Annotated in this window: 22 protein-coding genes and 1 pseudogene; 18 read left to right on the top strand and 5 right to left on the bottom strand. The window is 63.6% G+C overall.

What is annotated here, in order from left to right; genetic code table 11:
- Window positions 1-92 precede the first annotated feature (92 nt).
- Both A9973_RS04960 and A9973_RS04965 read right to left on the bottom strand, forming a co-directional pair.
- Window positions 93-1277, bottom strand: coding sequence for an FUSC family protein (locus A9973_RS04960; RefSeq protein ID WP_255469019.1), 1185 nt, complete (start codon window positions 1275-1277; stop codon window positions 93-95).
- A 36-nt stretch (window positions 1278-1313) separates the two neighbouring features.
- The gene (locus A9973_RS04965) at window positions 1314-2195 is read right to left on the bottom strand and encodes a LysR family transcriptional regulator (protein ID WP_183012653.1); all 882 of its coding nucleotides are present in this window, start codon (window positions 2193-2195) and stop codon (window positions 1314-1316) included.
- Between the two features lie 107 nt (window positions 2196-2302).
- Here A9973_RS04965 and A9973_RS04970 point away from each other — a divergent pair, with 107 nt between their 5' ends.
- From A9973_RS04970 to A9973_RS04985, 4 genes are all read left to right on the top strand, one after another.
- Entirely contained in the window at window positions 2303-3427 is a 1125-nt protein-coding gene (locus A9973_RS04970; RefSeq protein ID WP_183012654.1) for a muconate/chloromuconate family cycloisomerase, read from the top strand.
- A gap of 92 nt (window positions 3428-3519) precedes the next feature.
- A complete protein-coding gene (locus A9973_RS04975) occupies window positions 3520-4506 on the top strand; it encodes a tripartite tricarboxylate transporter substrate binding protein (RefSeq protein WP_183012655.1) in 987 nt (328 codons plus the stop codon).
- 587 nt (window positions 4507-5093) lie between these two features.
- Window positions 5094-7523, top strand: a complete 2430-nt coding sequence (locus A9973_RS04980; RefSeq protein ID WP_183012656.1) for an autotransporter domain-containing protein — start codon at window positions 5094-5096, stop codon at window positions 7521-7523.
- Window positions 7524-7826: 303 nt separating this feature from the next.
- On the top strand, window positions 7827-8984 hold the full coding sequence (locus A9973_RS04985; RefSeq protein WP_255469020.1) for a glycosyltransferase family 4 protein: 1158 nt from the start codon (window positions 7827-7829) through the stop codon (window positions 8982-8984).
- Between the two features lie 1133 nt (window positions 8985-10117).
- Here the strand turns inward: A9973_RS04985 and A9973_RS04990 are convergent.
- A complete protein-coding gene (locus A9973_RS04990; RefSeq protein ID WP_183012657.1) occupies window positions 10118-10861 on the bottom strand; it encodes an SDR family NAD(P)-dependent oxidoreductase in 744 nt (247 codons plus the stop codon).
- A 239-nt stretch (window positions 10862-11100) separates the two neighbouring features.
- On the opposite strand from A9973_RS04990, the gene A9973_RS04995 reads away from it, so the two are divergent.
- Both A9973_RS04995 and A9973_RS05000 read left to right on the top strand, forming a co-directional pair.
- The gene (locus tag A9973_RS04995) at window positions 11101-11700 is read left to right on the top strand and encodes a TetR/AcrR family transcriptional regulator (RefSeq protein ID WP_255469021.1); all 600 of its coding nucleotides are present in this window, start codon (window positions 11101-11103) and stop codon (window positions 11698-11700) included.
- A gap of 30 nt (window positions 11701-11730) precedes the next feature.
- The gene (locus A9973_RS05000; RefSeq protein ID WP_183012659.1) at window positions 11731-12696 is read left to right on the top strand and encodes an AraC family transcriptional regulator; all 966 of its coding nucleotides are present in this window, start codon (window positions 11731-11733) and stop codon (window positions 12694-12696) included.
- A 38-nt stretch (window positions 12697-12734) separates the two neighbouring features.
- On the opposite strand, the gene A9973_RS05005 is transcribed toward A9973_RS05000, so the two are convergent.
- The gene (locus tag A9973_RS05005) at window positions 12735-13349 is read right to left on the bottom strand and encodes a TetR/AcrR family transcriptional regulator (RefSeq protein ID WP_183013159.1); all 615 of its coding nucleotides are present in this window, start codon (window positions 13347-13349) and stop codon (window positions 12735-12737) included.
- Window positions 13350-13507: 158 nt separating this feature from the next.
- Here A9973_RS05005 and A9973_RS05010 point away from each other — a divergent pair, with 158 nt between their 5' ends.
- The 9 genes and pseudogenes from A9973_RS05010 (at window position 13508) to A9973_RS05050 (ending at window position 20036) form a co-directional block, all read left to right on the top strand.
- Complete coding sequence (locus A9973_RS05010; RefSeq protein WP_183012660.1) at window positions 13508-14440, top strand: DMT family transporter; 933 nt, start codon at window positions 13508-13510, stop codon at window positions 14438-14440.
- 99 nt (window positions 14441-14539) lie between these two features.
- Window positions 14540-14719, top strand: a pseudogene (locus A9973_RS31065) (glutathione binding-like protein); the annotation flags it as partial.
- Between the two features lie 163 nt (window positions 14720-14882).
- Window positions 14883-15566: a haloacid dehalogenase type II gene (locus A9973_RS05020; protein ID WP_183012661.1), complete on the top strand. Its 684-nt coding sequence runs from the start codon at window positions 14883-14885 to the stop codon at window positions 15564-15566.
- A gap of 115 nt (window positions 15567-15681) precedes the next feature.
- Window positions 15682-16221 (top strand): carboxymuconolactone decarboxylase family protein, encoded by a 540-nt coding sequence (locus A9973_RS05025; protein ID WP_183012662.1) that lies wholly within the window; start codon window positions 15682-15684, stop codon window positions 16219-16221.
- 361 nt (window positions 16222-16582) lie between these two features.
- The gene (locus tag A9973_RS05030; RefSeq protein WP_183012663.1) at window positions 16583-17545 is read left to right on the top strand and encodes a tripartite tricarboxylate transporter substrate binding protein; all 963 of its coding nucleotides are present in this window, start codon (window positions 16583-16585) and stop codon (window positions 17543-17545) included.
- 4 nt (window positions 17546-17549) lie between these two features.
- Window positions 17550-18191 carry a glutathione S-transferase family protein gene (locus A9973_RS05035; RefSeq protein ID WP_183012664.1) on the top strand — a complete coding sequence of 214 codons (642 nt, stop codon included), beginning with the start codon at window positions 17550-17552 and terminating at the stop codon, window positions 18189-18191.
- A 10-nt stretch (window positions 18192-18201) separates the two neighbouring features.
- Entirely contained in the window at window positions 18202-18984 is a 783-nt protein-coding gene (locus tag A9973_RS05040; protein ID WP_183012665.1) for an aldolase, read from the top strand.
- Window positions 18985-19071: 87 nt separating this feature from the next.
- Window positions 19072-19626 (top strand): helix-turn-helix domain-containing protein, encoded by a 555-nt coding sequence (locus tag A9973_RS05045; RefSeq protein ID WP_183012666.1) that lies wholly within the window; start codon window positions 19072-19074, stop codon window positions 19624-19626.
- A 44-nt stretch (window positions 19627-19670) separates the two neighbouring features.
- Window positions 19671-20036 carry a cupin domain-containing protein gene (locus tag A9973_RS05050; RefSeq protein WP_006222026.1) on the top strand — a complete coding sequence of 122 codons (366 nt, stop codon included), beginning with the start codon at window positions 19671-19673 and terminating at the stop codon, window positions 20034-20036.
- Window positions 20037-20054: 18 nt separating this feature from the next.
- Here A9973_RS05050 and A9973_RS05055 read toward each other — a convergent pair whose 3' ends face one another.
- Window positions 20055-20420, bottom strand: a complete 366-nt coding sequence (locus A9973_RS05055; RefSeq protein WP_183012667.1) for a hypothetical protein — start codon at window positions 20418-20420, stop codon at window positions 20055-20057.
- 229 nt (window positions 20421-20649) lie between these two features.
- Between A9973_RS05055 and A9973_RS05060 the strand changes: the two genes are divergently transcribed.
- The 3 genes from A9973_RS05060 to A9973_RS05070 are packed head-to-tail and all read left to right on the top strand — an operon-like array spanning window position 20650 to window position 22845.
- Window positions 20650-21327 carry an STN domain-containing protein gene (locus A9973_RS05060; RefSeq protein WP_183012668.1) on the top strand — a complete coding sequence of 226 codons (678 nt, stop codon included), beginning with the start codon at window positions 20650-20652 and terminating at the stop codon, window positions 21325-21327.
- Window positions 21317-21886, top strand: coding sequence for an RNA polymerase sigma factor (locus A9973_RS05065; RefSeq protein ID WP_370539444.1), 570 nt, complete (start codon window positions 21317-21319; stop codon window positions 21884-21886). The genes A9973_RS05060 and A9973_RS05065 overlap by 11 nt, the downstream gene beginning before the upstream one ends.
- Window positions 21877-22845, top strand: coding sequence for a FecR domain-containing protein (locus A9973_RS05070; protein ID WP_183012669.1), 969 nt, complete (start codon window positions 21877-21879; stop codon window positions 22843-22845). The genes A9973_RS05065 and A9973_RS05070 overlap by 10 nt, the downstream gene beginning before the upstream one ends.
- Window positions 22846-22915 lie beyond the last annotated feature (70 nt).

Genomic DNA, 22915 nt, shown 5'->3' on the forward strand with positions numbered 1-22915 from the left:
TAGTCAACATCGTCGAAGCCCGCCTCATGCAGCAAGGCCACGTCTTGCTCGGGCGTCATCAAGGCGCCAAGGCAGAAACGAAACTGTCGATGCTATCGCGTATGGCGCGACGGCAAGATGAAATCGCCTTTCAGGCGGCGCGTTGCCAGCATCACGGCCGCCAACACGGCGATGCCCGAGAGGATGCCCGACAGGCGCAGCAGCGCGGGCATCGGGTCATTCGCCCAATGGTGGTCTTGAACAAACACCATGATGAACGCGATGGTGAACTGGCGGCCCACATAGCTTGCGCCCTGCGGCCCCGACTGCACGTGGCATCCGGCCCACACGCCCAGCGACAGCACCAGCATGGACAGCACCGCTTGCCCCTGCGTCACCGGCAACAGCGCCATGCCCAGCGCGCCGGCCAGCAGGCAACCGATCACCCGCTGCACCATCTTGTCGATGATGGGCTGGCGCGTGCCGTCCACGAGTTTTCCGGCGGGCAGTATCAGCACGGCAATCGCCGTCACCAGCGCTTGCGCGAAACCGGGCATGTCCAGGAAGTATGTGGCCGCGGCCAGGACGATGATGGCCAGGGCGGCCTGCATGCCCAGCACCAGCCGATTGCGCCGCAGCGACTCCGCCGACGGCGCCGCGCTAGGCTCGGGCGCCGCGCCTTCGCCGCCGCCGAAGGGCGTGGCCGATGCGGCGGGCGGGCGGATCCGGCGATACCACTGCGGCCCGAAATGGAACAGGCTGGCGACCGCCAGGCAAGACAGCGTGCCCACCACGACCTCGGCCGCCCGCAGCGCGGCGAATTCCGCGGTGGACGGCAGGGAATTCAGCACATGCGCTTCGTAGGTCACCATCAGGGCGGTCACCCCGCCCAGCATCCAGGCATAAGGCGCCTTGGAGCCGTTGGCGTAATAGGCGGCCACGCCGCCGATCACGCCCAGCGCCGGCACGAACAGCCAGGGACGGTCGCCGATCAACGGTCCGGCCACGGCGCCCAGGCCGGCGCCTATCACGGTGCCGATGACCCGGTGCGCCGCGCGCTCGGCCGACGCGGCGAAGCGGGTCTGCATCACCGCAAAGCCGCTGATGGCGGCCCACCAGGTGTAGGAAAGGTGCAAGACGTTCGCCACCACGACGGCAAGCGCGACGGACAGCACGGCTTCAGCGCTGAAGATCGCGCGGTCCCGGCCGGGCTTCCAGGCGGCCAGTTCTCGGGCCAGCGCGGCAAGGGCTGCCCTGCAAGTTCGCAACAGCGTGCTGACCAGGTTCATCGCGTTCATCCTAGCGCCCCGCAAACCGCCCGGGCAAGCGTGGCGTCAATCGGCCAACCCCGCCGCCAACGCCAACGCCCGCGCCAGGAACTCGGACTGATCGTCCTTGCGGTAGCTGGCGATTACCGGCGACACGAACGCGTCGCCCTCGATCCGAACGTGCACCACATCCTGCCGCTGCAAGCGTTGCACCGACGCCGGCACCACCGACACGCCCAGCCCCGCCGCCACCAGGCCGATCGCCGTCTGCAGCTCGTTGGCCTCTTGCACGACCTGCAGCGCATGGCCCGCCGCGCGGAACAGTCCCAGCACATGGTCCGCGAAGTTCGGCCGCGGCCTGGCGGGATACAGCACGAAAGGCTCTTGCGCCAGGCGTTCCACCGATACGCTGCCCAGCGCCGCCAGCGGATGATGCAGCGGCACGGCGGCCATCAACGGTTCGGTCATCAGCACCCGGCGTTCGATCGCGGGATCATCCAGCAGGATCCGGCCGATACCCAGGTCGATGCGCCCCGCCTTCAGCGCTTCCAGTTGCGGCAGCGTCGTCATTTCCGTCAGGCCGACTTCCACCTGCGGGTCCGCGCTGCGTAGCTGGCGGATCAGTTCGGGTACGAATCCGTAAAGCGTCGACGGCACGAAACCGATGCCGAACCAGCGCCGCTGCGTTTGCCCAAGGCGGCGCGTGCCTTCCAGCACTTCGTCCAGCCGGGCGGTCAGCAGCCGGGACTGCTCCAGCAGGAAGCGCCCGGCTTCGGTCAGCTTCAAGGCGCGGGTGGTGCGTTCGAACAATTGCACCCCCAGCGCTTCCTCGAACTGGCGGATCTGGCGGCTGAGCGGCGGCTGGGCGATGTGCAGACGGGTGGCGGCGCGGGTGAAGCTGCCCTCTTCCGCCACGGCCTGGAAGTAGCGCAGGTGCCTAAGTTGCATGGCTTATTTAGACTGGAAAGGTATGAATCGGAACCCATATAGTCTTGGACTCAATGGGAAAGCGCAAGCCATACTGGCAACATCGCTAAATTCCTGGCAATAAAAGTATGAATCCGGCAAGCATTCTCTCGGTCGCAGCCATTCTGGTGGACCTGCCCACCATCCGCGCCCATCAACTGGCCATGGCGGTCATGCAGCGCCAGACGCTCGTGATCGTGCGCCTGACCTGCAGCGACGGCATCGAAGGCATCGGCGAAGCCACCACCATCGGCGGCCTGTCCTATGGCGAAGAAAGCCCCGAAGGCATCAAGCTGGCCATCGATACGTATCTGGCCCCGGCGCTGGCCGGCATGGACGCGACCAACATCCACGCGGCCATGCAGCGCCTGGAGAAAGTGGCGCGCGGCAACCGCTTCGCCAAGTCCGCGCTGGAAACCGCGCTGCTGGACGCCCAGGGCAAGCGCCTGAACGTGCCGGTATCGACCCTGCTGGGCGGCGCCGTGCGCACGCGCATGCCGGTGTTGTGGACGCTGGCCAGCGGCGACACCGCCCGCGACATCGAAGAAGCCGAATCGCTGCTGCAAAGCCGCCGCCACAATACGTTCAAGCTGAAAGTGGGCCGCCGCGCCGTATCGGAAGACGTGGCGCACGTGTCGCGCATCAAGCAGGCGCTGGGCGACCGCGCCCGCGTGACGGTGGACGTGAACCAGGCCTGGAACGAGGCCGATGCCGCCGGCGCCATCGCGCGCCTGGAAGCGGCCGGCGTCGACTTGATCGAGCAACCCATCCCGCGCGCCAACCTGGCCGGCATGGCCCGCCTGGCCGCGCGTTTCGTGGTGCCCATCATGGCGGACGAAGCCGTGAATGGTCCCGAAGACGCACTGGACATCGCGCGCCAGGGCGCCGCCGACGTGCTGGCCTTGAAGATCGCCAAGTCGGGCGGCCTGTATGAAATGCTGCGCACCGCGGCCGTGGGTGACGCCGCCGGCATGTCGCTGTACGGCGGCACGATGCTGGAAGGCTCGGTCGGGTCGATCGCATCCGCGCATGGCTTCGCCTGCCTGCCGCGCCTGTCCTGGGGCACCGAATTGTTCGGCCCGCTGCTGTTGAAGGACGACATCGTCGCCAATCCGCCGCGCTATGCCGATTTTGAACTTGAACTGCCCGCCGGCCCCGGCCTGGGCCTGACGCTGGACGAAGACAAGCTGAAATTCTACCGGCGGGACCGCTGACCGGCCCGCAATACGCAGACCGCGACACGCCCCCCGGCCGCGCCCGCCTTGAAGGGCGCACCCACAATAATTCAAGCACCACGGAGACAACCATGCGCATGCGCCATGTACTCAAACCCTTTGCCCGCGCCATCCTGGCGCTGTCGTTGCTGGGCGGCGCGTCCGCCGCGCTGGCGGAGGGCTATCCCGACCGTCCGGTCAAATGGGTCGTGCCCTTCCCGCCCGGAGGCGCGATGGACAGCATCGCCCGCACGCTGGGCGAATCCATGGGCAAGCAATTGAACACGTCGTTCATCGTCGAGAATCGCGCCGGCGCGGGCGGCAACATCGGCGCGGCCACGGTCGCGCGGTCCAAGCCCGACGGCTACACGATCCTGATCGTCGCCAACGGCATGGCCGTCAATCCGGCGCTGTACGCCGACCTGAACTACGACCCCATCAAGGACTTCGCGCCGATTTCGCTTCTGGCCGTGGTGCCGAACGTGCTGGTCACCAATCCAGCCCGCACGGGCGCGACCAGCGTGCAGGACGTCATCGCCAAGGCGAAGGCCCAGCCCAACCACTACACCTACGCCTCGGCCGGCGTGGGCACGTCGATCCATCTGGCGGGCGAGCTCTTCGTGTCGATGACGGGCGTCGAGATGCTGCATGTGCCCTACAAGGGCAGCGGCCCGGCCGTGGCCGATCTGCTGGGCGGCCAGGTCGACTACATGTTCGACAGCATCACGTCGGCCAAGCCGCACATCGCCACCGGCAAGCTACGTGCGCTGGCGGTCACCACCACCAAGCGCTCCGCCGCCCTGCCCGACGTGCCGACCCTGCAGGAAGCCGGCGTGCCGGGTTACGAGCTGATGCCCTGGTTCGCGGCTTTCGCCCCCGCCGGCACCCCGCCGGAAGTGGTGGCCAAGCTGAATGAAGCCATGCGCACGGCGCTGGCCGAGCCGAAGGTGAAGGCGACCCTGGATTCGATCGGTGCGGAGTCCATCGGCAGCAGCCCGGACGCGTTGCGCGACCATCTGGCCAAAGAAACCGAACAGTGGAAGACCTTGGTCAAGGAACGCAACATCAAGATCAACTGATCGCGGCTCCGGCGGACGGCGGGTGCGGCATTGCCGTCCCGCCATCGCCCTGTCGCACGTCAGTGCGTGAAAATTGGACCCGGCCCCAATTTGAAACAGTGTTTATCAAAAATAATCACAATAGATTTTAAACTGATACATTCCGCCCCCAATAAGCCGCCAACGGTATTCATCAAAAAAGGGGTCGTCGAGTGTTTTCGGTATATGAATGTGGGCAATTTACTGAATCAGCCAAACGCTCGATAAACGGGGCGATGGCACTGCGGCGGAAGCGCGATTATTTATTTTCCGCCGCCATGTTGCTAGGCGCCGCGCCTTGTCTGTTGACCGCGCCAGCGGCGCTGGCGGCGGACCGGTATTTCATTCAAACAGGCAATATAACGTGGGGCCAAACCCCCAGCAGCGGATTCGACGCGAACGGCAGCCCGGTTCCGGGTGGAACTGATCGGGCAATCTACGCGATGGCTGGAAGCGGGCAATCCATGTTGTGGGGCCCAGCCCGCCAGATAGGCTCCCTCGTCTTTTTAGCGCCGTATACCGGCACGGGTTTCATCCCCAACACTGCGAGTCCGACGCTGAATGCCGTCATGACGATCAATGGCGTTGACGGTGTCGGCGTGGAAAGCCGGGTGAATCAACAGATCGATCTCAGTTCCAGAATCGCGCTGGGCAATGACCAGGAATGGCGCATCGAGAGCGAGAGCGGCAGCGTTCGGCAATTGACCAACGGCAATACCCGCAATCTGAACCTCAATACCTCGGTGCTGACGCTGAACGCGGTCAACGCCGGCAATGCCTTCGTTCTGGAACAGGCAATCATCGGCAGCGGCGGCCTGATTATCTCGGGCGCTGGCAGCACCACGCTGAGCGGCGCCAATACCTACACGGGCGGAACGTACATCAACGGCGGAACTTTGCGGGTGTCCAGCGACGCCAACTTGGGCAATGCGGCCGGAACGCTCGAATTCAATGGCGGCGTGCTGCAGATCAGCGGCACCACATTCACCGCAACGGCGCGCGCAATCACGCTGGATGAGCGCGGAGGGACGCTCGACGTCGCGGACGCAGGCAACACCGTGACGGTAGGCACGGGGGTCGCCGGAACGGGTTCGTTGACCAAGCTCGGCGCGGGCGCCCTGTCGCTCTCGGGCGACAACCGCTACAGCGGAGACACCCGCATCGAATCCGGCCGGCTGTCATTGACGGGCGCAGGCCGCCTGGCAGTGTCGAACCGGGTAGTGGTCGGCGATGGCATCTTTGACATTTCAGCGACGGCGGCCGGAGCAACCATCGGCACCCTGGCGGGCGCGGGCGACGTCGCCCTCGGCACCCAGACGCTAACGTTGACCGCGGCGAACGATACCTTCGGGGGCACGCTGCAAGGAAGCGGCGGGCTGACGCTGAATGCCGGCACGCAAGGGCTTTCAGGCACCAGCATCGGCTTTACGGGACCCACCACGATCCAGGGCGGCGTCCTGGCCGTGAACGGGTCGATCGGAAACTCCGCCGTGACGGTCCGGCAAGGCGGCACGCTGGCCGGCGGGGGCACAGTCGGAACGACGCAGGTGGAGCGCGGCGGCGTGGTGGCTCCCGGATCATCCATTGGCACCCTGACGGTCAATGGCAATTTCACGCAGGCGGCCGGTTCGGTTTACCGGATCGAACTCGACCCGAGCTCCTCGGCATCGGATCTGATCGCGGTGAACGGCACGGCCACGCTGCAACCCGGCGCGCGCTATGACCTCAAACCCGTCTCGGCGGCAAGCTACCGCCTGGGTACGAAGTACACCGTGCTCAGCGCGACGGGCGGAGTTGGCGGGACCTATGGCCAGTCGCTGCCAGTCTCGGCGTTCCTTGCCCTGCAAGACAGCAATGACAGCAACCATGTGTACCTTAACGTGGTCCAGACGCGCAGCGTCGGCGAGGCAGCGGAAACGCCCAACCAGGACAGCACCGCCGGCGGCCTTGCTGGCGCGGCAGGCGACACGGTGCTGAACGCGGATTCCGACGCGCAAGCGCGCGACATGTTGGACGCGCTGTCCGGCGAAGCATTGGCGTCGTCCAAGGGCATGCTGGTCTCGGGCACCTTGCTGGTCCGCAATTCGGTCAATGACCGCCTGCGGGACACGTCATGCCTGAACGACGGGCGTGAAGGCCGCGGCAGCGCACTGGCGCGCGCCTGCGCCAGCGACGCTACACCCCGCGCGTGGGCACAGGCGCTGGGTGGCTGGGGCCGCGCCGGCGGCGGACAAGGCATTTCCCAGATCAAACAGGACACCGCCGGTTTCCTGATCGGTGCCGACATGCCTCTTGCGGGCGATTGGCGGGCAGGCGCCTTTGCCGGCTACACCCATACCAGCTTCAACGTGGATCAGCTTGACTCCAAGGGCGGCGCCGACAGCTACCACCTCGGCGTCTATGGCGGACGACAGTGGGATCGCCTGGCGCTGCGCGTGGGCGCGGCTTACTCGTGGCATGACGTGGATACGCGCCGCTCGGTACGTATAGGCAACCTGAGCAACAACCTGCGAGCCGATTACGACGCGGGTGCAAGCCAAGTCTTCGGAGAAGTGGGATACGGGCTGTCCCGAGGCGTTCTTCGTATTGAGCCGATTGCCGCGCTGGCCTTCGTGAACCTCCGCACAGACGGGTTCGATGAGCGTGGTGGTGATGCCGCGCTGAGCAGTCGTTCCGACAGCTCCAACACCTGGTTTTCCACGCTCGGCATCAGGCCGTCGTTGGATATCGAAGTCGGCAAGATGAGCGGCACCGTTCGCGGCCTGATCGGATGGCGGCACGCTTTCGGCGACACGACGCCCACATCGACCGTGGCCTTTTCCGGGGGCAGCGCCTTCAGCGTCTCCGGCGCGCCCATCGCCGAGGATGCCGCCGTGGTCGAGATCGGCGCGGACTTGGCGCTTTCCCCGACTGCGACCCTGGGACTGGCCTACGGCGGACAGTTCGGTTCCAGCAACACCGACCAGCGTCTGCAGGCCAACTTGTCGGTGCAATTCTAGGCAGGGGATTAGCGCAAAAGCCCGCGCCTCGGCGAGGGCTTTGCATTGGAAGGCGCTGATTTGATTGAGGCAGCCACACCTCCCGGTGCACTGGCGAGCCGTCCTTCGGACTTCATGAGCGTCCCACGGACGTTCACAGGCACCGGAGCGACCTCTATTGCAGTGTCGGCCCAAACCGAGGTGTTGAAAGCTATCTACAAGCGAAAGATAGATGCCGCTCTGATTTGGGATCTCAACAAAGACTGACGCCCAACCTTGCCGCTTCCAATAGGGTCGTGGCGAAGGCCTCAGTCGCGGAAAATCATGATGAAGATTCTTTATACAAACTTTCATGTTGGGCCGAATGTCAGTGGTCACGCCATCTACATCTCTCGCCTTGCGCAGAATTTGGTAGGGCGCCACTCTATCAGTGTTGCCGCGCCACCCGGGTGCGCGCTTTTGCGGCTTGCTGCGGATATTCCAAATGTCAGCACCTACCCTATAGCGTTTTCGTCTCGCTTCTACCGGATGCCCACTCCGGCAAGACAGTTGCGTGCGCTGCTCGAACTCGAGAATTTCGATGTGGTGCACGTCAACGGATCTGCCGATCACAAACTGGTTATCTTGGCGTCGCTTTTTCTAAAGCGACGACCAAAGATCGTTTTCACGAAGCACAACGATCAGCCCATATCTGCGCTTAGCGCGCGCATCCGTACATGGTTAGGCACAGATCATGTGATTGCAGTATGCGACCACGTACGCAGGAAGCTCGCTAAGACCGCGTATGCCAGCGCCGGCATATCTACGGTATTCAACGGCGTAGATACGAAAGTCTTTCGCCCCTTCAATGAGAAGGAAGGCAGCGGCATGAGGGCACGTTACTTCGGCAGAGAGCTTGCTGGCCGCATTGTGCTGGGCAGCAATGCTGGGACAGGTGACTACAAGAGTTGGATGGACATGGTCCGCGCTGTTGCTCGCTTACCCCTCATAGAGCGGGAGACCTTCCATGTAGCAGTTGCAGGCGGGCCGATATCCAGCGCTGACCTTGCAGAAATTCGAGGTCTGGGAATGGAAGGTCGATTCAGTTATGTGGGAATGCTTGACGACGTTAGGCCGTTCATTTCTGCGATTGATGTGGGTTTTGTGCTGTCTCATCGGGTAGAAACGATCTCTTTTGCCTGTCGCGAAATGATGGCCAGCGGGAAGCCCGTGATCGTGACCGAGTACGCAGGACTACCAGAGAACATCGCCCGTGACAAAGACGGTTGGGTGGTCCCGTCACGGTCACCCGATTCAATCGCAAGCTTGTTGACCCAGATCTCTCAGCGGAAGTTCGACCTCTCTGCCATGGGCGTCGAGGCACGAAGAAAGGCAGAAGCCGAATTCGACCACGTTGACTTTATCCAAGGTACCCAGCGTGTCTATGTGGAGCTGGTTTTCCCCGCCCCGGGGTGTCACGAATTGAGTGGCTTCGGTGGGTAAAGCTGAGGGTCGATGTCAGGATGCCTATTTCTTGAGCGCAACTGGGCGCTCTCGGACACATTTCAGCCTGCTCAGAGACATCCTCGAATTCCGCCTATCGGGCGCAGCAGCTGTTTACTTTAATCGGCTGTGTCTATGAATCCTTCTGAGAGCACAATATTGAGGCCTCCACCATCTCGATCCTCCGACGTCGACGCGCCAGCGTCTACACGCTGTTACCCGGACAGTTCCAGCACAAGTACAACCGCCGGCGGTCCGTCCGAGATCGAACCGGCGCGGGTCGCGCTGGCCGAACTCGCCAATACCGACTGTCTGAGTACCTCCGCCCGCCTTTCGATCTGGATACGTGCAAGCGGCCATCGCCCCAGGTACTTTGCGGAGATCCAGCCGTTGATGAAAGCGCATGGCTGGACCAGTCTACGGGCTTTGCGGCATTGCCGTGGATATACCAGAACCGAGATGGCGTTACGCATCGGAATGCACCTGCCCACTTATGGATTTATCGAGGATGGGACCGTGGATCTGGGAAGTTGGGTGCAGCCTGCCTTGGAGCTGCTTCTGTTGGACTAAGCAAACGCCGTGTCGAGACCGATCGGGTTCGCCGAGGATTCTGGATCGAATGATCGCCTTGCTTCCTCCACGGAGCTATTCAGGGCGTTCGTTCGTTTGGATACGATTCACGCTACTGGCGCGACGCTGGGCGTGATGGGGGCAAGCCGCGCAGTTGTGACCGCGGGTGAAACGAGGCTGCGGTCACAACTGCGCGGCGTCGGTGCCGAAGGCATCATCGTGGAACGCGGCGTGCGTGCGGGGCGCGACATGTGTAGCGGCTCGAAGTCCGTGCGGCAGCCAGGGGGCAGGGCCGCACCCTTTAACACAGTCGCAAGCATCGGAGTCGAAAACAGCATTCGTCTGATTTCCGCCCTGAGAGAATGACCGTCCGAGCTTGAAGTTTTGTCCTCACCCTAAGTCGACGCGATTGGCAGACAGAGATGGGCGTTGATTACTGCCGCAAGGGCGGCCGCATAGGTAGCCGGAGGTCCAACAACTCGGCCACAGGGAGCTGATCCAGCCTGTCCACCTATGCGATCGATCAGCTCCGGCGTGTGGAGTCTCCAGCCGCCCCAGGCTTGTTAGACCTGCGCCATGCCACCATCGACGAACAACTCAATCCCGTTTACGAAGCTCGAGGCGTCCGATGCGAGAAAGACTGCGGCCTTCGCGATCTCATCGGGTTCGCCAATTCGGCCCAATGGGATCCTATCCGCAAGGCTCTCAAGAAAAACCTGTTCCTGGTCTGGAGGGACAAGCCCGGTGAGTAAGGGCGTCCGGATCGGTCCGGGACTCAGCACGTTGAGCCGGATACCTTTGTCCTTCAGGTCGAGGATCCAACCCCGCGCCAGCGCGCGGACCGCTGCTTTCGTCGCGCTATAGACGCTGAAGCCGGCCGTGCCCGTGATCGACGCAATCGAGCCGGTCAATACCACCGCCGATCCCTCGGACAAGAGCGGTAGCGCATTCTGTACTGTGAAAAGCAAGCCTTTCACATTGACACCGAACTCCTGATCGAACTGTGCCTCGCTGATTGCTCCCAGAGGAGCGAGGACGCCAGTACCCGCATTCGCCACAAGGATGTCCACTCGACCGTAGCGATTGCCAACGAATTCATAGAGCGCGTCTGCATCAGCAAGCTTCGACACATCGGCCCGAAACGCACTGGCACGGCCTCCGATCTCCGCAATCGCCCTGTCGAGCTCTGCTTGGCGGCGACCAGTAATCACGACTTCGGCGCCCTCTGCGGCGAAGCGCATTGCGATGGCCAGCCCTATCCCGGAGCTTCCACCAGTAATGACGGCCACTTTATCTTTGAGTATCATTGCCACTTCCCTTCATATATCTGCGTAGTTTGGAGTCGCTGAAGGGGCACGGCCGATACCCCGCGAACTCCTCGTCACCTAAGCCACTGCCCCGAGCAGTGGCCTAGGTACTGACATTCCATTTGTGATTTAACTAGCCATCGCTACAATATTCGCAGGCTTAACCCCGGTCAAGCATTAATTTAGGGATCGATATAAAAATGTGTGCTACGACTCGCGGACGAGGTCGACCCCGCCTGTTGGAGCGAGATGCTGCGCTTGAAGTGGCGGCGAAGCTCTTCTGGCAGTATGGCTATGAGGGGACTTCGATTGCCGACTTGACGAAGGCTATGGGGGTCACGCCGCCATCGCTATATGCGGCGTTTGGCTCGAAGGAAGAACTGTATAGACAGGCGGTCGACTTTCAGGTCGATCGTCAAAGCAAGGCTCGTTCAGAAGCGCTGCGAAAGGAGCCATCGGCCTATCGCGCCGTCTCATTCTATCTCCACGATTTTGCGTATCGCTGTTCCGATCCAGACACGCCTCGTGGTTGCATGATTTCGACTGCAGTCCTGCAACATGCAAAAGAGAACGAGCCTGCCGCTCGCATCGTCGCAGCGCGACGCGAGACCGCTATTCAGGAAATCAAGACGCGGTTTGACCGCGCAGTCGCCGAGGGAGAGTTGCCTCCCGAGACCGATACTGACGCCCTCGCGCGCTTTTTTGCGGCGGTCGTTCAAGGGATGTCAGCGCAGGCATGCGACGGCGCAGGTGAGGCAGTCCTCCAGCGATTGGCCGATATCGCCCTTGCGGCGTGGCCCGGCCACCGTCCTGTCGCTGAGACGCCGCCCTGTTCCTGAGTCACTACGCGCGAGGCGCCCGAATAACCCATGCCGCAACTGGACTGGTTGAGCTCCCTTCTGAAAATGATCACCGTTACCGGCCAGTTGGAAGTCCGCTGCGCATACGGCGCCCCGTGGCGTGTAGCCTACGGCCAGGCCACCGCACGCGAGATTCCTTACCACGTCGTGCTAAAGGGCCGGGCTTTCCTTGAGGATCCTGAGGGCGGGACAGTAGGAGAACTGGTGGGCGGCGACATCGTGCTGTTGCCTCACGGGTCGGCACATGTGCTCCATGATGGCAGCGGACGGGCGCCGGCGCATACGTATAACCGCGTAGGTCTGACGGGATGGACCGTCAGCGAGAACGACGGCACAGGCGAGCATCTGGACATGTTGTGCGGGCGGTTCTTTATAGGACCTCCTCATGACCGGCTGCTTCGCGACTACCTGCCCACGAAGCTGCTCGTGCGGGCCGCGGACGGCAACGGGGGCGAAGGCGCCGGATCCGCCTCCAATCACCTGGCCCGTCTCGTGGACCTTATGCGCGCGGAATCCGCTGGCGACAAGTTGGGTGGATACGCCATGCTCAATGCGCTGACGTCAGCGCTGTTTACGCTGGTGCTGCGCGTGGCAAGTGAATCCGCGCAGGCTCCGGCGGGATTGCTAGCCCTGGCTGGCCATCCCAGGCTGGCCCCCGCCATCTCGGCTATGTTCGGCGATCCTGCGCGGGCCTGGACGCTGTCCGATCTGGCAGAGCTGTGCAGTATGTCGCGCGCTACCTTCATGCGCCACTTCCAAGACAGGCTGGGCCGCTCGGCCATGGAACTGTTGACCGATATCCGGATGGGTCTGGCCGCAAATGAGCTGAAGAAGCCAACAATGAGTACTGAGACGGTGGCCGAGTCGGTAGGGTATCAATCGGTGTCAGCTTTTCGGCGCGCGTTCGCCCAATGGATGGGCATGACTCCCGGGCAATGGCGCCGCTTGGCACGCTCAACCCTCGCCGAGGCGTAGAGGACGGTAGTCTAAGCCAGCGCTCCCTCGTCGTTCAATCACTGTCCAGCATTCTGCTTGTCATCTGCACGAGGATCAAGAAGAGCCAGCGCAGGCCTGACCATTCCTTCCAGCAGAGGCCGCTCGGGTCTGGTCCTGGCAAGAACGCGCAATCCGATATGAACACCCAGTAGCAGCCGCCCCAGGTCCGTGGCCGACTGGGATGTCGTTATCGTGCCGTCGCGCTGCCCGGCTTGGACACAGCGGCGAAAGAACGCCTCGATATGCCCAAGGACATCGGTGACGATCTCGCGGAACTCCGGGTCATGCGGGGCGACCTCCAGCGCCGAGTTCACAAGCATGCATCCCCTGCGTCGCTCATCGTCCAGGGAGCGTTGAATGATCTCCGCAAAAAAGGTGCTGATCGCCCTTGGGGGAGACAGCTTGCCTTCGAGCCGGCGCACGCGATCAGCGAAAGTGGTTTCGATGTAGTGATTGAGCGCCCGCCGGTATAGGGTGCGCTTGTCGCCGAACGCGTTGTACAGGCTTGCGCCGGTCAGTCCCATCTTGTCGGCCAGCTCTCTGATCGAGGTCGCTTCGTACCCGCGTTCCCAGAAGCAGTCAATGGCGGCAGCCAGGACTTCGGCTTCATCAAATTCTCTTGGTCGACCCATATGACGATTACTCAAAGGTCCGGCGCATGCCGGGGTAGTGGTCAATAAGGTTGAAATTTTAGATCAATTGATATAAAACACAATGCCATGCCCATGACTTCCCACAGGCCGAAGAATTCCTGCCTTCGGATCCCGTTTTTCCCAACACTTTGGCAACCGTGAACACGTCCTCCAATTCGGTTTCGCCCATGCGATGGGTCCGCGGCCTGACCTTCGCAGCGATCTCGGTCCTGATATTTTCCGGATGGTTCGTGGCGACGCGATTTACGGTCACCCATCAACAATTGAGCATCTGGGATCTCACGGCGCTGCGTTTTGGGGCCGGTGCGGTGCTGCTTGCCCCGGTGTTGTTCAAGCAACGGTTGCCGGCGAAGGCTTGGCTGGAAGGCCTGCTCTATGCCGTGCTGTGGGGGGCGCCCTTTACCTTGCTCGTCGCCACGGGGCTGAAGCTCACCACGGCAGCGCAAGCCTCATCGATGGTTCCCGCGCTGATGCCCGTGTTGGCTGGCCTGCTTGGGTGGCTTGCTACGAAGCAGCGTCCGGCTGGGTCGACGATATGGTGTTATCTGGCGATCCTGTTTGGCTTGATCGCGCTGGTGATCAGCCGCCCGGGAGTGGATGGAGGCAATGATCCGCTGGGCTACGGCGCGCTGGTGTTGGCGGCGCTGACTTGGGCCGTGTACTCGGTGCGGTTTCGCAGCAGTCGGCTGTCGGCGCTTCAGTCGGCGGCGCTAATCTGTTTCTGGTCGGCGGTGATTTTCGTCCCCGTGTATGTGGGTTGGAACCTGTCGAGGCTTAGCCAGGCGTCGCCCCAGGAAATCGTATTCCAGCTCGTCTATCAAGGCGTACTCATGAGTGGCGTGGCGCTCTTTGCCTATAACCGGGCCATCGCCCTTCTTGGCGCTGGCGCAGCGGCCGCCATGATGGCGTTGGTGCCCGTCCTGGCGACGCTCCTGGCGGTGCCTGTATTGGGAGAGACCCCGTCTTTGCTGGGCGTTGCTGCAATCGCCGTCATCGCAATCGGCGTGGCTTTTGCCGCAAGGCGTCCGCGACCGGTTCTCGTTCTTGAGACTGCAAGTAAGGCGCATTGAAAATGATCCGCCTCTACTACCATCCGTCGCCCGATCGCGCCAAGATTTCGCTCATAACGGCAAGGTGCCCGCAGGCAGGACTACTCTGTCCATCGCTGTAGCCGCGAAGCCGTGCGTCACTATCAAGTCCTGGACGCCTATCCGGCCCGCCGGGAGTACATCGTTGGCGATGAATACACCATTGCCGATATCTGTGCGCGGGGATGGCTGGACCAGGCGTTCAGGGGCATGAAGGGCGTCGAGGACGCCTTGGCGCCATACCCAAATATCAAGCGCTAGTTTTGGGAGGTCGACACCAAACCTGCTGTCACGCGCGTGCGGATGGTTGGATCCGATGCCGAGTTCAAGAAATTCAATGATGAGGAGACTCAGCGGGCGTTGTGCCCTACGAACCTTCCCCCGGCGGCCTGATTGCCGTCAGCATAAATCACAGGAGAGTCGCATGTCGGATACCAAGGCTGTTGTCTTTGACCTTTACGGCACGCTGTATGACGTTCATTCCGTAGTGCAGCGATGCGATGCCTCGTATCCCGGCCGAGGTATGGAGATTAGTGCCATGTGGCGCCAGAAGCAACTCGAATACACGTGGCTGCGCAGCTTGATGGGGCGGTATGTTTCGTTCGAGCAAGCAACCCATGACGCGCTTGTCTACGTCTGCAATCACCTGAAGCTCGATCTCGACAAGACGACTTGCAGCGAGCTGTGCGACGCCTATCTGCAACTGTCGCCGTATCCAGAAGTACCCGAGGCATTGCAGCGCTTGAACAGCGCCGGCTTGCCGCTGGCCATCTTGTCGAACGGATCGGTTTTCTCGATCGACAGCGTCGTGAAGAGTTCCGGTCTGCACGAGAAGTTTGCTCATCTGCTTAGCGTCGAGGCTGTGGGCGTGTTCAAGCCCCATCCGCGAGTCTATGCGCTCGCTTGCCAAGCCCTGGGCGTGTTGCCGCATGAGATTCTGTTTGTGTCTTCGAACGCATGGGATATCTCCGGCGCGCGCCACTTTGGGTTTCAGACCTGCTGGGTGAACCGCAGCGACAACACGTTTGATGAATTGGGCGCTACGCCTCAGGCCGTGATCGGGGGATTGGACGAGCTGCCTGCATTGATCAACGCTCGTGGTGTTTAGTTGATATATGGAGTTTGATCCTTATGGGCATAATTTCGAGCCGATGCAGGCTCGAAATACGTGCGGGGCCAGCCTAAAGTGACAACTCCGAATCACCTATCAAAGGAGTCAAACCATGAGCCGTATCGCTATTCCCACCGTCGAATCCGCTACTGGCGCCACTGCTGACGTTTACGCCCAGATCAAAAGGCTTCCAGGCGGTGCTGTGCCTAACCTGCTTGCTGCATTGGGCCATCTGGCCCCCGCCTCCCTGGCCGCAGTGCTGGCCGCCGAAGGCGCATTGGCGTCTGGCAGCCTCAGCAAGAAAGACATCGAAACGATCAAGGTGCTAGTCAGCGAGCAGACTGGCTGCGATTATTGTGCGGCCGCGCATCATCTGCTGGGCAAGATGGCGGGCCTGTCGGCCGACTCGCTGGATGCCATTCGCGCCGGCCAAGCCACGGGTGAGGCTAAACGCGACGCCCTGGTGCGTTTCGTGCTGATCTTGCAGAATACCCGGGGCACTATCAGCGAGAGCGAGTTCGCGGCGATTCGCGCGGTCGGCTACACGGACACGCAACTGGCCGAGATCTCACTGGCGATCGCGCTCACGATCTACACCAACACCTTCAATCGTATCAACGATACCGACGTCGACTTCCCGCCCGTGCCGTAAGTCGTCTTGCCGGGGGAGTGGCGCTTTTGGGGCTGCGCCGCGCCCGGCATCCACGAGGGCGCAAGGGGTCGGCCCATAGCGCATGGAGCGCCAAGTCTGGCCGCACGCGCTTAATCGCGCTTATCCCGAGGTTCGCCTTTCTTCGACCTGCAGGCCGTCTATCTGCGTAGAAGGTAGGAAGATGGTCGCACAATGGCTGCTCTTGAGTGCCGAAGGCGAAAGACGCACTTCAACGAAAAAACCGAACCCCATCCGCGCGCCCTCAGGGATTCCCCCAATCACATTCTCCTTGCGGAAAATCAATGCTCTATAGGACACTTTGTGTCATTAGGGCCGACACGGCGCAATCAAGGGGAATGGCATGAAGGTTTTGGGCAGATTGGCCGCGTTGGCGTTGGCGATGGGAATGGTGGCGGGCGCGCAGGCGGCGTTTCCGGAACGGCCTATCCGGCTGGTGGTGCCGTTCGGCGCCGGTGGCATCACGGATATCGTGGCGCGCCAGGTAGGCAAGGGCATGGGCGATGTGCTGGGCCAGAGTATCGTCATTGAAAACCGGCCCGGTGCGGGCGGTGTGATTGCCGCGCAGATGGCGGCCACGGCGCCTGCCGACGGGTACACGATCTTCATGGGGACGGTCGGCACGCAGGTCGTGAACCCGCTGATCTACAGCAAGCTGAGCTACGACGCGAACCAGTTCGCGCCGGTGGGCATGGTGTCCGGGTCGCCGTATGTGCTGGCGGTGCGGGCGGGGTTGCCGGCCGCGTCGTTCAGTGAATTCGTGGCTTATGCGAAGGCCAATCCGGCGCGTTTGAATTTCGGGTCGGCGGGCAATGCCAGTTCGCCGCATCTGGGGCTGGAACTGTTGAAGCTGACGGCGGGCCTGGACATCGTGCATGTGCCGTTCAAGAGCGGCAGCGAAGCGGTCAATGCGGCCATCGGCGAGCAGGTGGACGTGGTGATGGACGCCAGCCCGGTCATCATGCCGCATGTGGCCTCAGGCAAGTTGCGCGCGTTGGCGGTGGCGGCGGACAAGCGGTTGCCGTCGGCGCCTGCAGTGCCCGCCAGCCCCGAGGTGGGCGACGCGCAGTTGCAGATCAGTTCGTGGAACGCCTTTTTCGCGCCGGCCGGCACGCCGCCGGAGGTGGTGGCGGCCTTGAATGCCGCGCTGCAAAAGACGCTGGCGTCGGCGGAATTGAAGGAACGGCTGGAGGCCCAGGGCACGCAACTGTACACGGGGGCACCGGACGAATATCAGCGCTTCATCGCGGCAGAGAAGGCCAAGTGGGCCCAGATCGTGAAGCGCGCCAATATCAAAATGGACTGACCGCATGACTCAGACGAAGCATCCCCTGGCGGGCAAGCCGCTGGAACTGGCCGACACGCTGCGCTCGGGCAACGCGTGGAAGATCCGGCTGGCGTGCGGTTTCATGGGCCTGCCGCTGGCGCGGCGCACGTTCGACATCGTCCAGGGCGACCTTGAAACCGACGCGTTCGCGCGCATCAATCCGTGGCGGCAGGTGCCGGCCTTGCTGACGCCCGAAGGTGAATGGCTGGCCGAATCGCAGGCGATCCTGTGGTACTTGGCGCAGGGTACGCCCTGGCTGCCGGCGGATCGGCTGACGCAGGCGCAGGTCAGCAGCTGGCTGAGTTTCGAGCAGACGCAGCATATGCATGCGTTTGCGCAGCCGCGGCTGTTGATCCATCTGCGCAGGACTGCGGCCGTGGATGATCCGGCGATGGTGGCCTGGCGCGCGATCGGCATGAAAGCCGCGGCGCTGATGGACGCGCATCTGGCGGGCCGGACCTATCTGGTGGGCGACGCGCCGACGATCGCCGACGTGGCGCTGTACCCCTACACCAGCATGGCGGAAGAGGGCGGTTACGACCTGTCCGCCTTTACCCAACTCACTGCCTGGCTGGCGCGCGTGCGCGTCTTGCCGGGATTTACGCCGTTGATCGATGCGGCATGACGGAGACATGATGAACGATACGATGCACCTGGGAAAAGACGAACTGATCGCGCGGGCGAAGGCGGAAATGCAGCGCCAGTTCGACACGCCGCAGTGGAGCCTGCGCGAACGTCTGGCGCTGACCTGTCGCATCCTGTTCGACGGCGGCCATGATTCCGGGCTGGCCGGGCAGATCACGGCGCGCGCGGGCGAGCCGGGCCGCTATTACACGCAGCGGCTAGGGTTGGGGTTCGACGAGATCACGGCCAGCAACCTGCTGGTGGTGGATGAGGACCTGCGGGTACAGGAAGGCGGTGGTATGCCCAATCCGGCCAACCGCTTCCATTCCTGGATCTACCGCGCGCGGCCGGACGTGAACTGCATCATCCACACGCATCCGCTGCATGCAGCGTCGTTGTCCATGCTGGAGGTGCCGCTTGAGATCTCGCATATGGACAATTGCCCCTTGTATGGCGACGTGGCCTTTCTGAAGGATTGGCCGGGCGTGCCCGTGGGCAACGAGGAAGGCGAGATCATTTCGGCGGCGCTGGGCGACAAGCGCGCCATCCTGCTGTCGCACCACGGCATGCTGATCGCCGCCGGTTCGGTGGAAGAGGCCTGCGTGCTGGCGTTGCAGTTCGAGCGGGCGGCGCGCATGCAGCTGCTGGCGATGGCGGCTGGCCAGATCCAGCCCATCCCGCCGGCGCTGGGCCGCGAGGCGCACGCCTGGATCCTGACGCCCAAGCGTTCCCAGGTGGGCTTTTCGTACTACGCCCGGCGCGCGCTGCGCGCCCACGCCGACGTGCTGGCCTGAGGGGGCGGGGCGGGGTGAAGCGAGGGCGGCTCGACGGCGGGGCCGGTTTCGGGCATGCTTACCGGTCGGATTTTCGACCCTTTGCCCATGATCGATCTGCCCCATCGCCTGCGAACCCTGCGCCGCCAGCAATCCTTGTCCCTGGAACAGCTGGCGCAGCGCACGGGCCTGACCAAAAGCTATCTGTCCAAGCTGGAACGCGGCTTGAGCGAGCCGTCGATCTCGACCGTGCTGCGGCTGGCCGAAGCCTACGGCGTCGGCGTGTCTCAGTTGGTGGGGACGGATGACACGGCCCAGGACGAGGTGGTCAGCGTGGTGCGCGTGGCGGACCGCGAGGCCCTGCAACGCGGCGGGCTGGGCAGCGAATATCATTATGAATCGCTGGCCGGGCGCCGCAAGGTCAAGGCGATGGAGCCCTTCGTGGTGCATCCGCCGCGCGACTTTCCGGACGCCACCGCCGTGTTCCCGCATCCGGGCGAAGAGTTCCTGCTGGTGCTCAAGGGCGCCATCGAAGTCTTTGTGGGCGAACGCCAGTTCCGCCTTGAGACCGGGGATTCGGTCTATTTCGATTCCGAACTGCCGCACCGCATGCGCACCGTCAGCCGGGCCATGGCCGAGGTGCTGGTGGTGGCCGCGCATTAGGCGCAATTGGCCGGCGACCGCATAACGAGATTGATAGGTGTCCCATGAAACATGACCAGTCGCGGCTTGTCCGCATTGATGCCGGCCCCCTGAAGGATCCGGTGCCCGGCAAACCCCGCCGTCCGATTTCGGGCGATGCGGCCTTCCTGACCGTCACCGCCTTTGAGGGCAACGCCGGCAAAGCCGAGGCCGGTGTATGGGAAAGCACCGCGGGCGTGTTCCAGTCGAACACCACCGGCTACATCGAGTTCGGCTACATCGTCGAGGGCTCGGCCCGCCTGGTCGACCCCGACGGCACCGTGCACGAATTGACGGTGGGCGAAGCCTTCGTCATGCCGGAAGGTTATACCGGCCGCTGGGAAGTGGACCAGTTCGTCAAGAAGATCTACTTCATCACGCGCCTGGGCTGACGCCCTGCCGCCACACCCCTATGGCTGCGGCCGCTGCGGGTAGGCGGACGTGCCGAACGTGTTGCCCATGCGGTTGCCGATGGTGGCCGGCGTGGGCAGGCCCATCTGGTTGGGCGGGCGCTGCGTGACCGCTTCCGACGCCAGCCCCGGGGCTGGCCGTTGGGGGGCGTCGGGCGCCATCTTCTGGTTCAGGCAGTCGTAGGACAGCGCCCGATACCCGTTGACTTCCGTGTCGATGCACGCGCCGCCGGGCGCGGCGGGTTTCTGCGCGCCTGACGAAGGGGCGGCGGGCGCTTGGGGCTCGGCGGCCGACAGCGGCCCGGCCAACGCGGCGGACAGCAACAGCAGGACAACGCGGCCAGCGGCCAGGGGCACCGTGCGCATGCGCGCTCCTATCAGCAGTGCCGGCGGATCGCGGCCGGCGGGATCCGTGAAGTATAGGGAGGGCGGGCGCCGCGCAGGTGACCGTTGCGTGTCGGGCGCCGGGCCGCAGCGGCAAAGGTGTCACGAATGCGTCATTCGGCGCCTCTAGCATGGCGGCTTTTGTTAGGGCGGGCGCCCAAGCGCCTGGTGTTGCGGCCATGTCAGGCAATTCCCCCTTGCGGTCACGTTCATGAGCGGCGCCTTCACCGGCTGCGGCACGGCGCTGCGCGCCTGTCTGGCCTTGGGCCTGCTCACGCTGGCGGCGGCGGGCCAAGCGGAACCGCCTCCCAAGCCCGTCGCTTTCGCGATCACTGCGCAGCCTTTGGCTCAGGCGCTGGTCGAATACAGCCTGGCCAGCGGGCTGACCGTGCTGGTGGACAGCACGTTGACCGTCGGCAGGCAGGCCCCGGCGGTGATCGGCAACTACACGCCGGGCGATGCCTTGCGCAAGTTGCTGGCCGGGTCGCCGCTGGCGATCCGGTACGCCAGCGCGCAGTCGTTCACGCTGGTCTCGACAGAGCAAGAGGCCGCCGCCGCGCGGCGACCGGACAAGCGGTTGCGCGACACGCCCTATGCCGCCGTCGTGCAGGGCGCGCTGAAGCGCGCCTTGTGCAAGGCGGCCGGTACGCAGCCGGGCAGTTATCGGGCTTTGGTGCAATTGTGGTTCGACAAGGCCTGGCGGGTCAGCCGCGTCGGTTGGGTCGCGACGACCGGTTCGCCGGGGTTGGACGGCAGGCTGGAAGCCGCGTTGCGCGGCGTGGTGATCGGTCCTTTGCCGGCGGGTATGCCGCAACCGCTGACGGTCCTGCTGGAACCGCGCAGCGCGGCCGAGTGCGTGGCAGAATCCGGAGCCGGCCGTGCGGGATAGCAAACCGGAAAACTCGCTGCGGTCCTTGTTCCTGGAGCGCTACAACGACTTCCGCAATCAGCTCAAACGGCGCCTCGGGTCGGAAGACCTGGCGCATGACGCGATGCAGGAAGCCTTTTTGAAGGTCAATGACTTGCCCGCCAGTTCGTCGATCCAGCAGCCTGCGGCCTATCTGTTCCGCGTGGCGTTGAACATCGCAGAAGACCAGCGGCGCAGAGACTCCCGCTTGCTGACGGGAATAGAGATAAGCGAGCTGATCCACATCACGGACGAGGCCGCTGACCCCGCGCGCATCGCGCAGGGCCGCAACCAGATCGACGCCTTCCAGCGTGCGCTGCGCAAATTGCCTGAGCGCACGCAGCAGATGCTGCTGGCCGCGCGCGTGCACGAGTTGCCCCACGCGGAAATCGCGCGGCGCTACGGCGTGTCGGAGCGCATTGTCTCTAAAGAACTCAAACGCGCGCTGGAACACTGCGCGCGGGAACTGCACGTGGCGGGCATGGGGGCAGGGGCGTTGTCCGGCCGTGCGGCGGGCGGGGACGAAGAACCATGGCACTGACGATGAGCCTGCCCGGAAATAACAAGAACCATGATGCGGCTGCGCGCGAGGCGCGGGCCTGGCTGCTGACCCTGACCTCTGGCCGCGCCACCGAGGCCGATGCCCGGGCGTTCCGGGAATGGTTGCAGGCCGACCCGCGGCGCCAGGCGGCATTCACCGCGCAGAAGCAGCTGTGGCGCGACGTGGGCCCGGCGGTGCAGGAAGTGGTGGCCGAGGGCGCGCGCAACCAGGCGCGCAAGTCGCTGGTGAGCGGCCGGCGGGCATTCCTGGGCGGCGCGTTGGCGGCGTCGGCCGCCTATCTGGCGTTCAAGCCGCCGTTGGGGCTGTGGCCCGGCCTGGACACGCTGGGTGCGGACTACCGCACGGCGGCGGGCGAGCAGCGGCGGGTGGTGTTCGGCGATGCGCTGGATGTCCAGATGAATACGCTGACGCGCATCAATGTCAGCAGCGGCGGCGACGGCGCGGTGATCGAACTGGCCGATGGCGAGGCCGAGATCCGCAGCGGGGCGGCCCAGGCCGTCGTCGTCGCGGGCAAAGGGCGGATCACGGCGAAGGAGGCGGTGTTCAACGTGCGCTACATCGGCGGCGAGGCACGGCTGTGCTGCCTGTCGGGCGTCGTGCGGCTGGCGCATGCGCAAGGCGTATTCGATGTCGTGGCCAACCGCGAACTGCGCTATGACGACCAGCGGGTGATGCCGCCGATCCAGGTCGACCCCGCTATCGTGACCGCGTGGCGGCAAGGATGGCTGGTGTTCGACCAGCAACCGCTGGCGCAAGTGGTGGACGAGTTGAACCGCTATCGGCGCGGCCGCCTGGTGCTGATGAACGACCAACTGGGCAAGCGGATGGTGCAAGCGCGCTTTTCGCTGGCGCAGGTGGCCGACGCGGAACGCCTGATCCGGGACGCCTACGGGGCCCACGTGACCCGTCTTCCGGCGGGTGTCGTCCTGTTGTCATAGGCCGGTTTCGCCCTGGCGTTCTGATGAATTATTTGTGACAGGGTTCTGGTCGGCATTTTTCCATCCGTCT

It is taken from the genome of Achromobacter sp. UMC46 (assembly GCF_014170335.1).
Taxonomy (GTDB): domain Bacteria; phylum Pseudomonadota; class Gammaproteobacteria; order Burkholderiales; family Burkholderiaceae_B; genus Achromobacter.

What these genes read in the sequence shown, in the direction of transcription:
- A9973_RS04970 (WP_183012654.1), top strand. Translation starts at nt 2,303, where the DNA reads ATGAATCCGGCAAGCATTCTCTCGGTCGCAGCCATTCTGGTGGACCTG.
- A9973_RS04980 (WP_183012656.1), top strand. Translation starts at nt 5,094, where the DNA reads ATGACGATCAATGGCGTTGACGGTGTCGGCGTGGAAAGCCGGGTGAAT.
- A9973_RS05045 (WP_183012666.1), top strand. Translation starts at nt 19,072, where the DNA reads ATGATCGATCTGCCCCATCGCCTGCGAACCCTGCGCCGCCAGCAATCC.
- A9973_RS05000 (WP_183012659.1), top strand. Translation starts at nt 11,731, where the DNA reads ATGCCGCAACTGGACTGGTTGAGCTCCCTTCTGAAAATGATCACCGTT.
- A9973_RS05050 (WP_006222026.1), top strand. Translation starts at nt 19,671, where the DNA reads ATGAAACATGACCAGTCGCGGCTTGTCCGCATTGATGCCGGCCCCCTG.
- A9973_RS05005 (WP_183013159.1), bottom strand. Translation starts at nt 13,349, where the DNA reads ATGGGTCGACCAAGAGAATTTGATGAAGCCGAAGTCCTGGCTGCCGCC.
- A9973_RS05035 (WP_183012664.1), top strand. Translation starts at nt 17,550, where the DNA reads ATGACTCAGACGAAGCATCCCCTGGCGGGCAAGCCGCTGGAACTGGCC.
- A9973_RS04965 (WP_183012653.1), bottom strand. Translation starts at nt 2,195, where the DNA reads ATGCAACTTAGGCACCTGCGCTACTTCCAGGCCGTGGCGGAAGAGGGC.
- A9973_RS05030 (WP_183012663.1), top strand. Translation starts at nt 16,583, where the DNA reads ATGAAGGTTTTGGGCAGATTGGCCGCGTTGGCGTTGGCGATGGGAATG.
- A9973_RS04990 (WP_183012657.1), bottom strand. Translation starts at nt 10,861, where the DNA reads ATGATACTCAAAGATAAAGTGGCCGTCATTACTGGTGGAAGCTCCGGG.
- A9973_RS04975 (WP_183012655.1), top strand. Translation starts at nt 3,520, where the DNA reads ATGCGCATGCGCCATGTACTCAAACCCTTTGCCCGCGCCATCCTGGCG.
- A9973_RS05040 (WP_183012665.1), top strand. Translation starts at nt 18,202, where the DNA reads ATGAACGATACGATGCACCTGGGAAAAGACGAACTGATCGCGCGGGCG.
- A9973_RS04960 (WP_255469019.1), bottom strand. Translation starts at nt 1,277, where the DNA reads ATGAACGCGATGAACCTGGTCAGCACGCTGTTGCGAACTTGCAGGGCA.
- A9973_RS05025 (WP_183012662.1), top strand. Translation starts at nt 15,682, where the DNA reads ATGAGCCGTATCGCTATTCCCACCGTCGAATCCGCTACTGGCGCCACT.
- A9973_RS05020 (WP_183012661.1), top strand. Translation starts at nt 14,883, where the DNA reads ATGTCGGATACCAAGGCTGTTGTCTTTGACCTTTACGGCACGCTGTAT.
- A9973_RS05055 (WP_183012667.1), bottom strand. Translation starts at nt 20,420, where the DNA reads ATGCGCACGGTGCCCCTGGCCGCTGGCCGCGTTGTCCTGCTGTTGCTG.
- A9973_RS05060 (WP_183012668.1), top strand. Translation starts at nt 20,650, where the DNA reads ATGAGCGGCGCCTTCACCGGCTGCGGCACGGCGCTGCGCGCCTGTCTG.
- A9973_RS04985 (WP_255469020.1), top strand. Translation starts at nt 7,827, where the DNA reads ATGATGAAGATTCTTTATACAAACTTTCATGTTGGGCCGAATGTCAGT.
- A9973_RS05070 (WP_183012669.1), top strand. Translation starts at nt 21,877, where the DNA reads ATGGCACTGACGATGAGCCTGCCCGGAAATAACAAGAACCATGATGCG.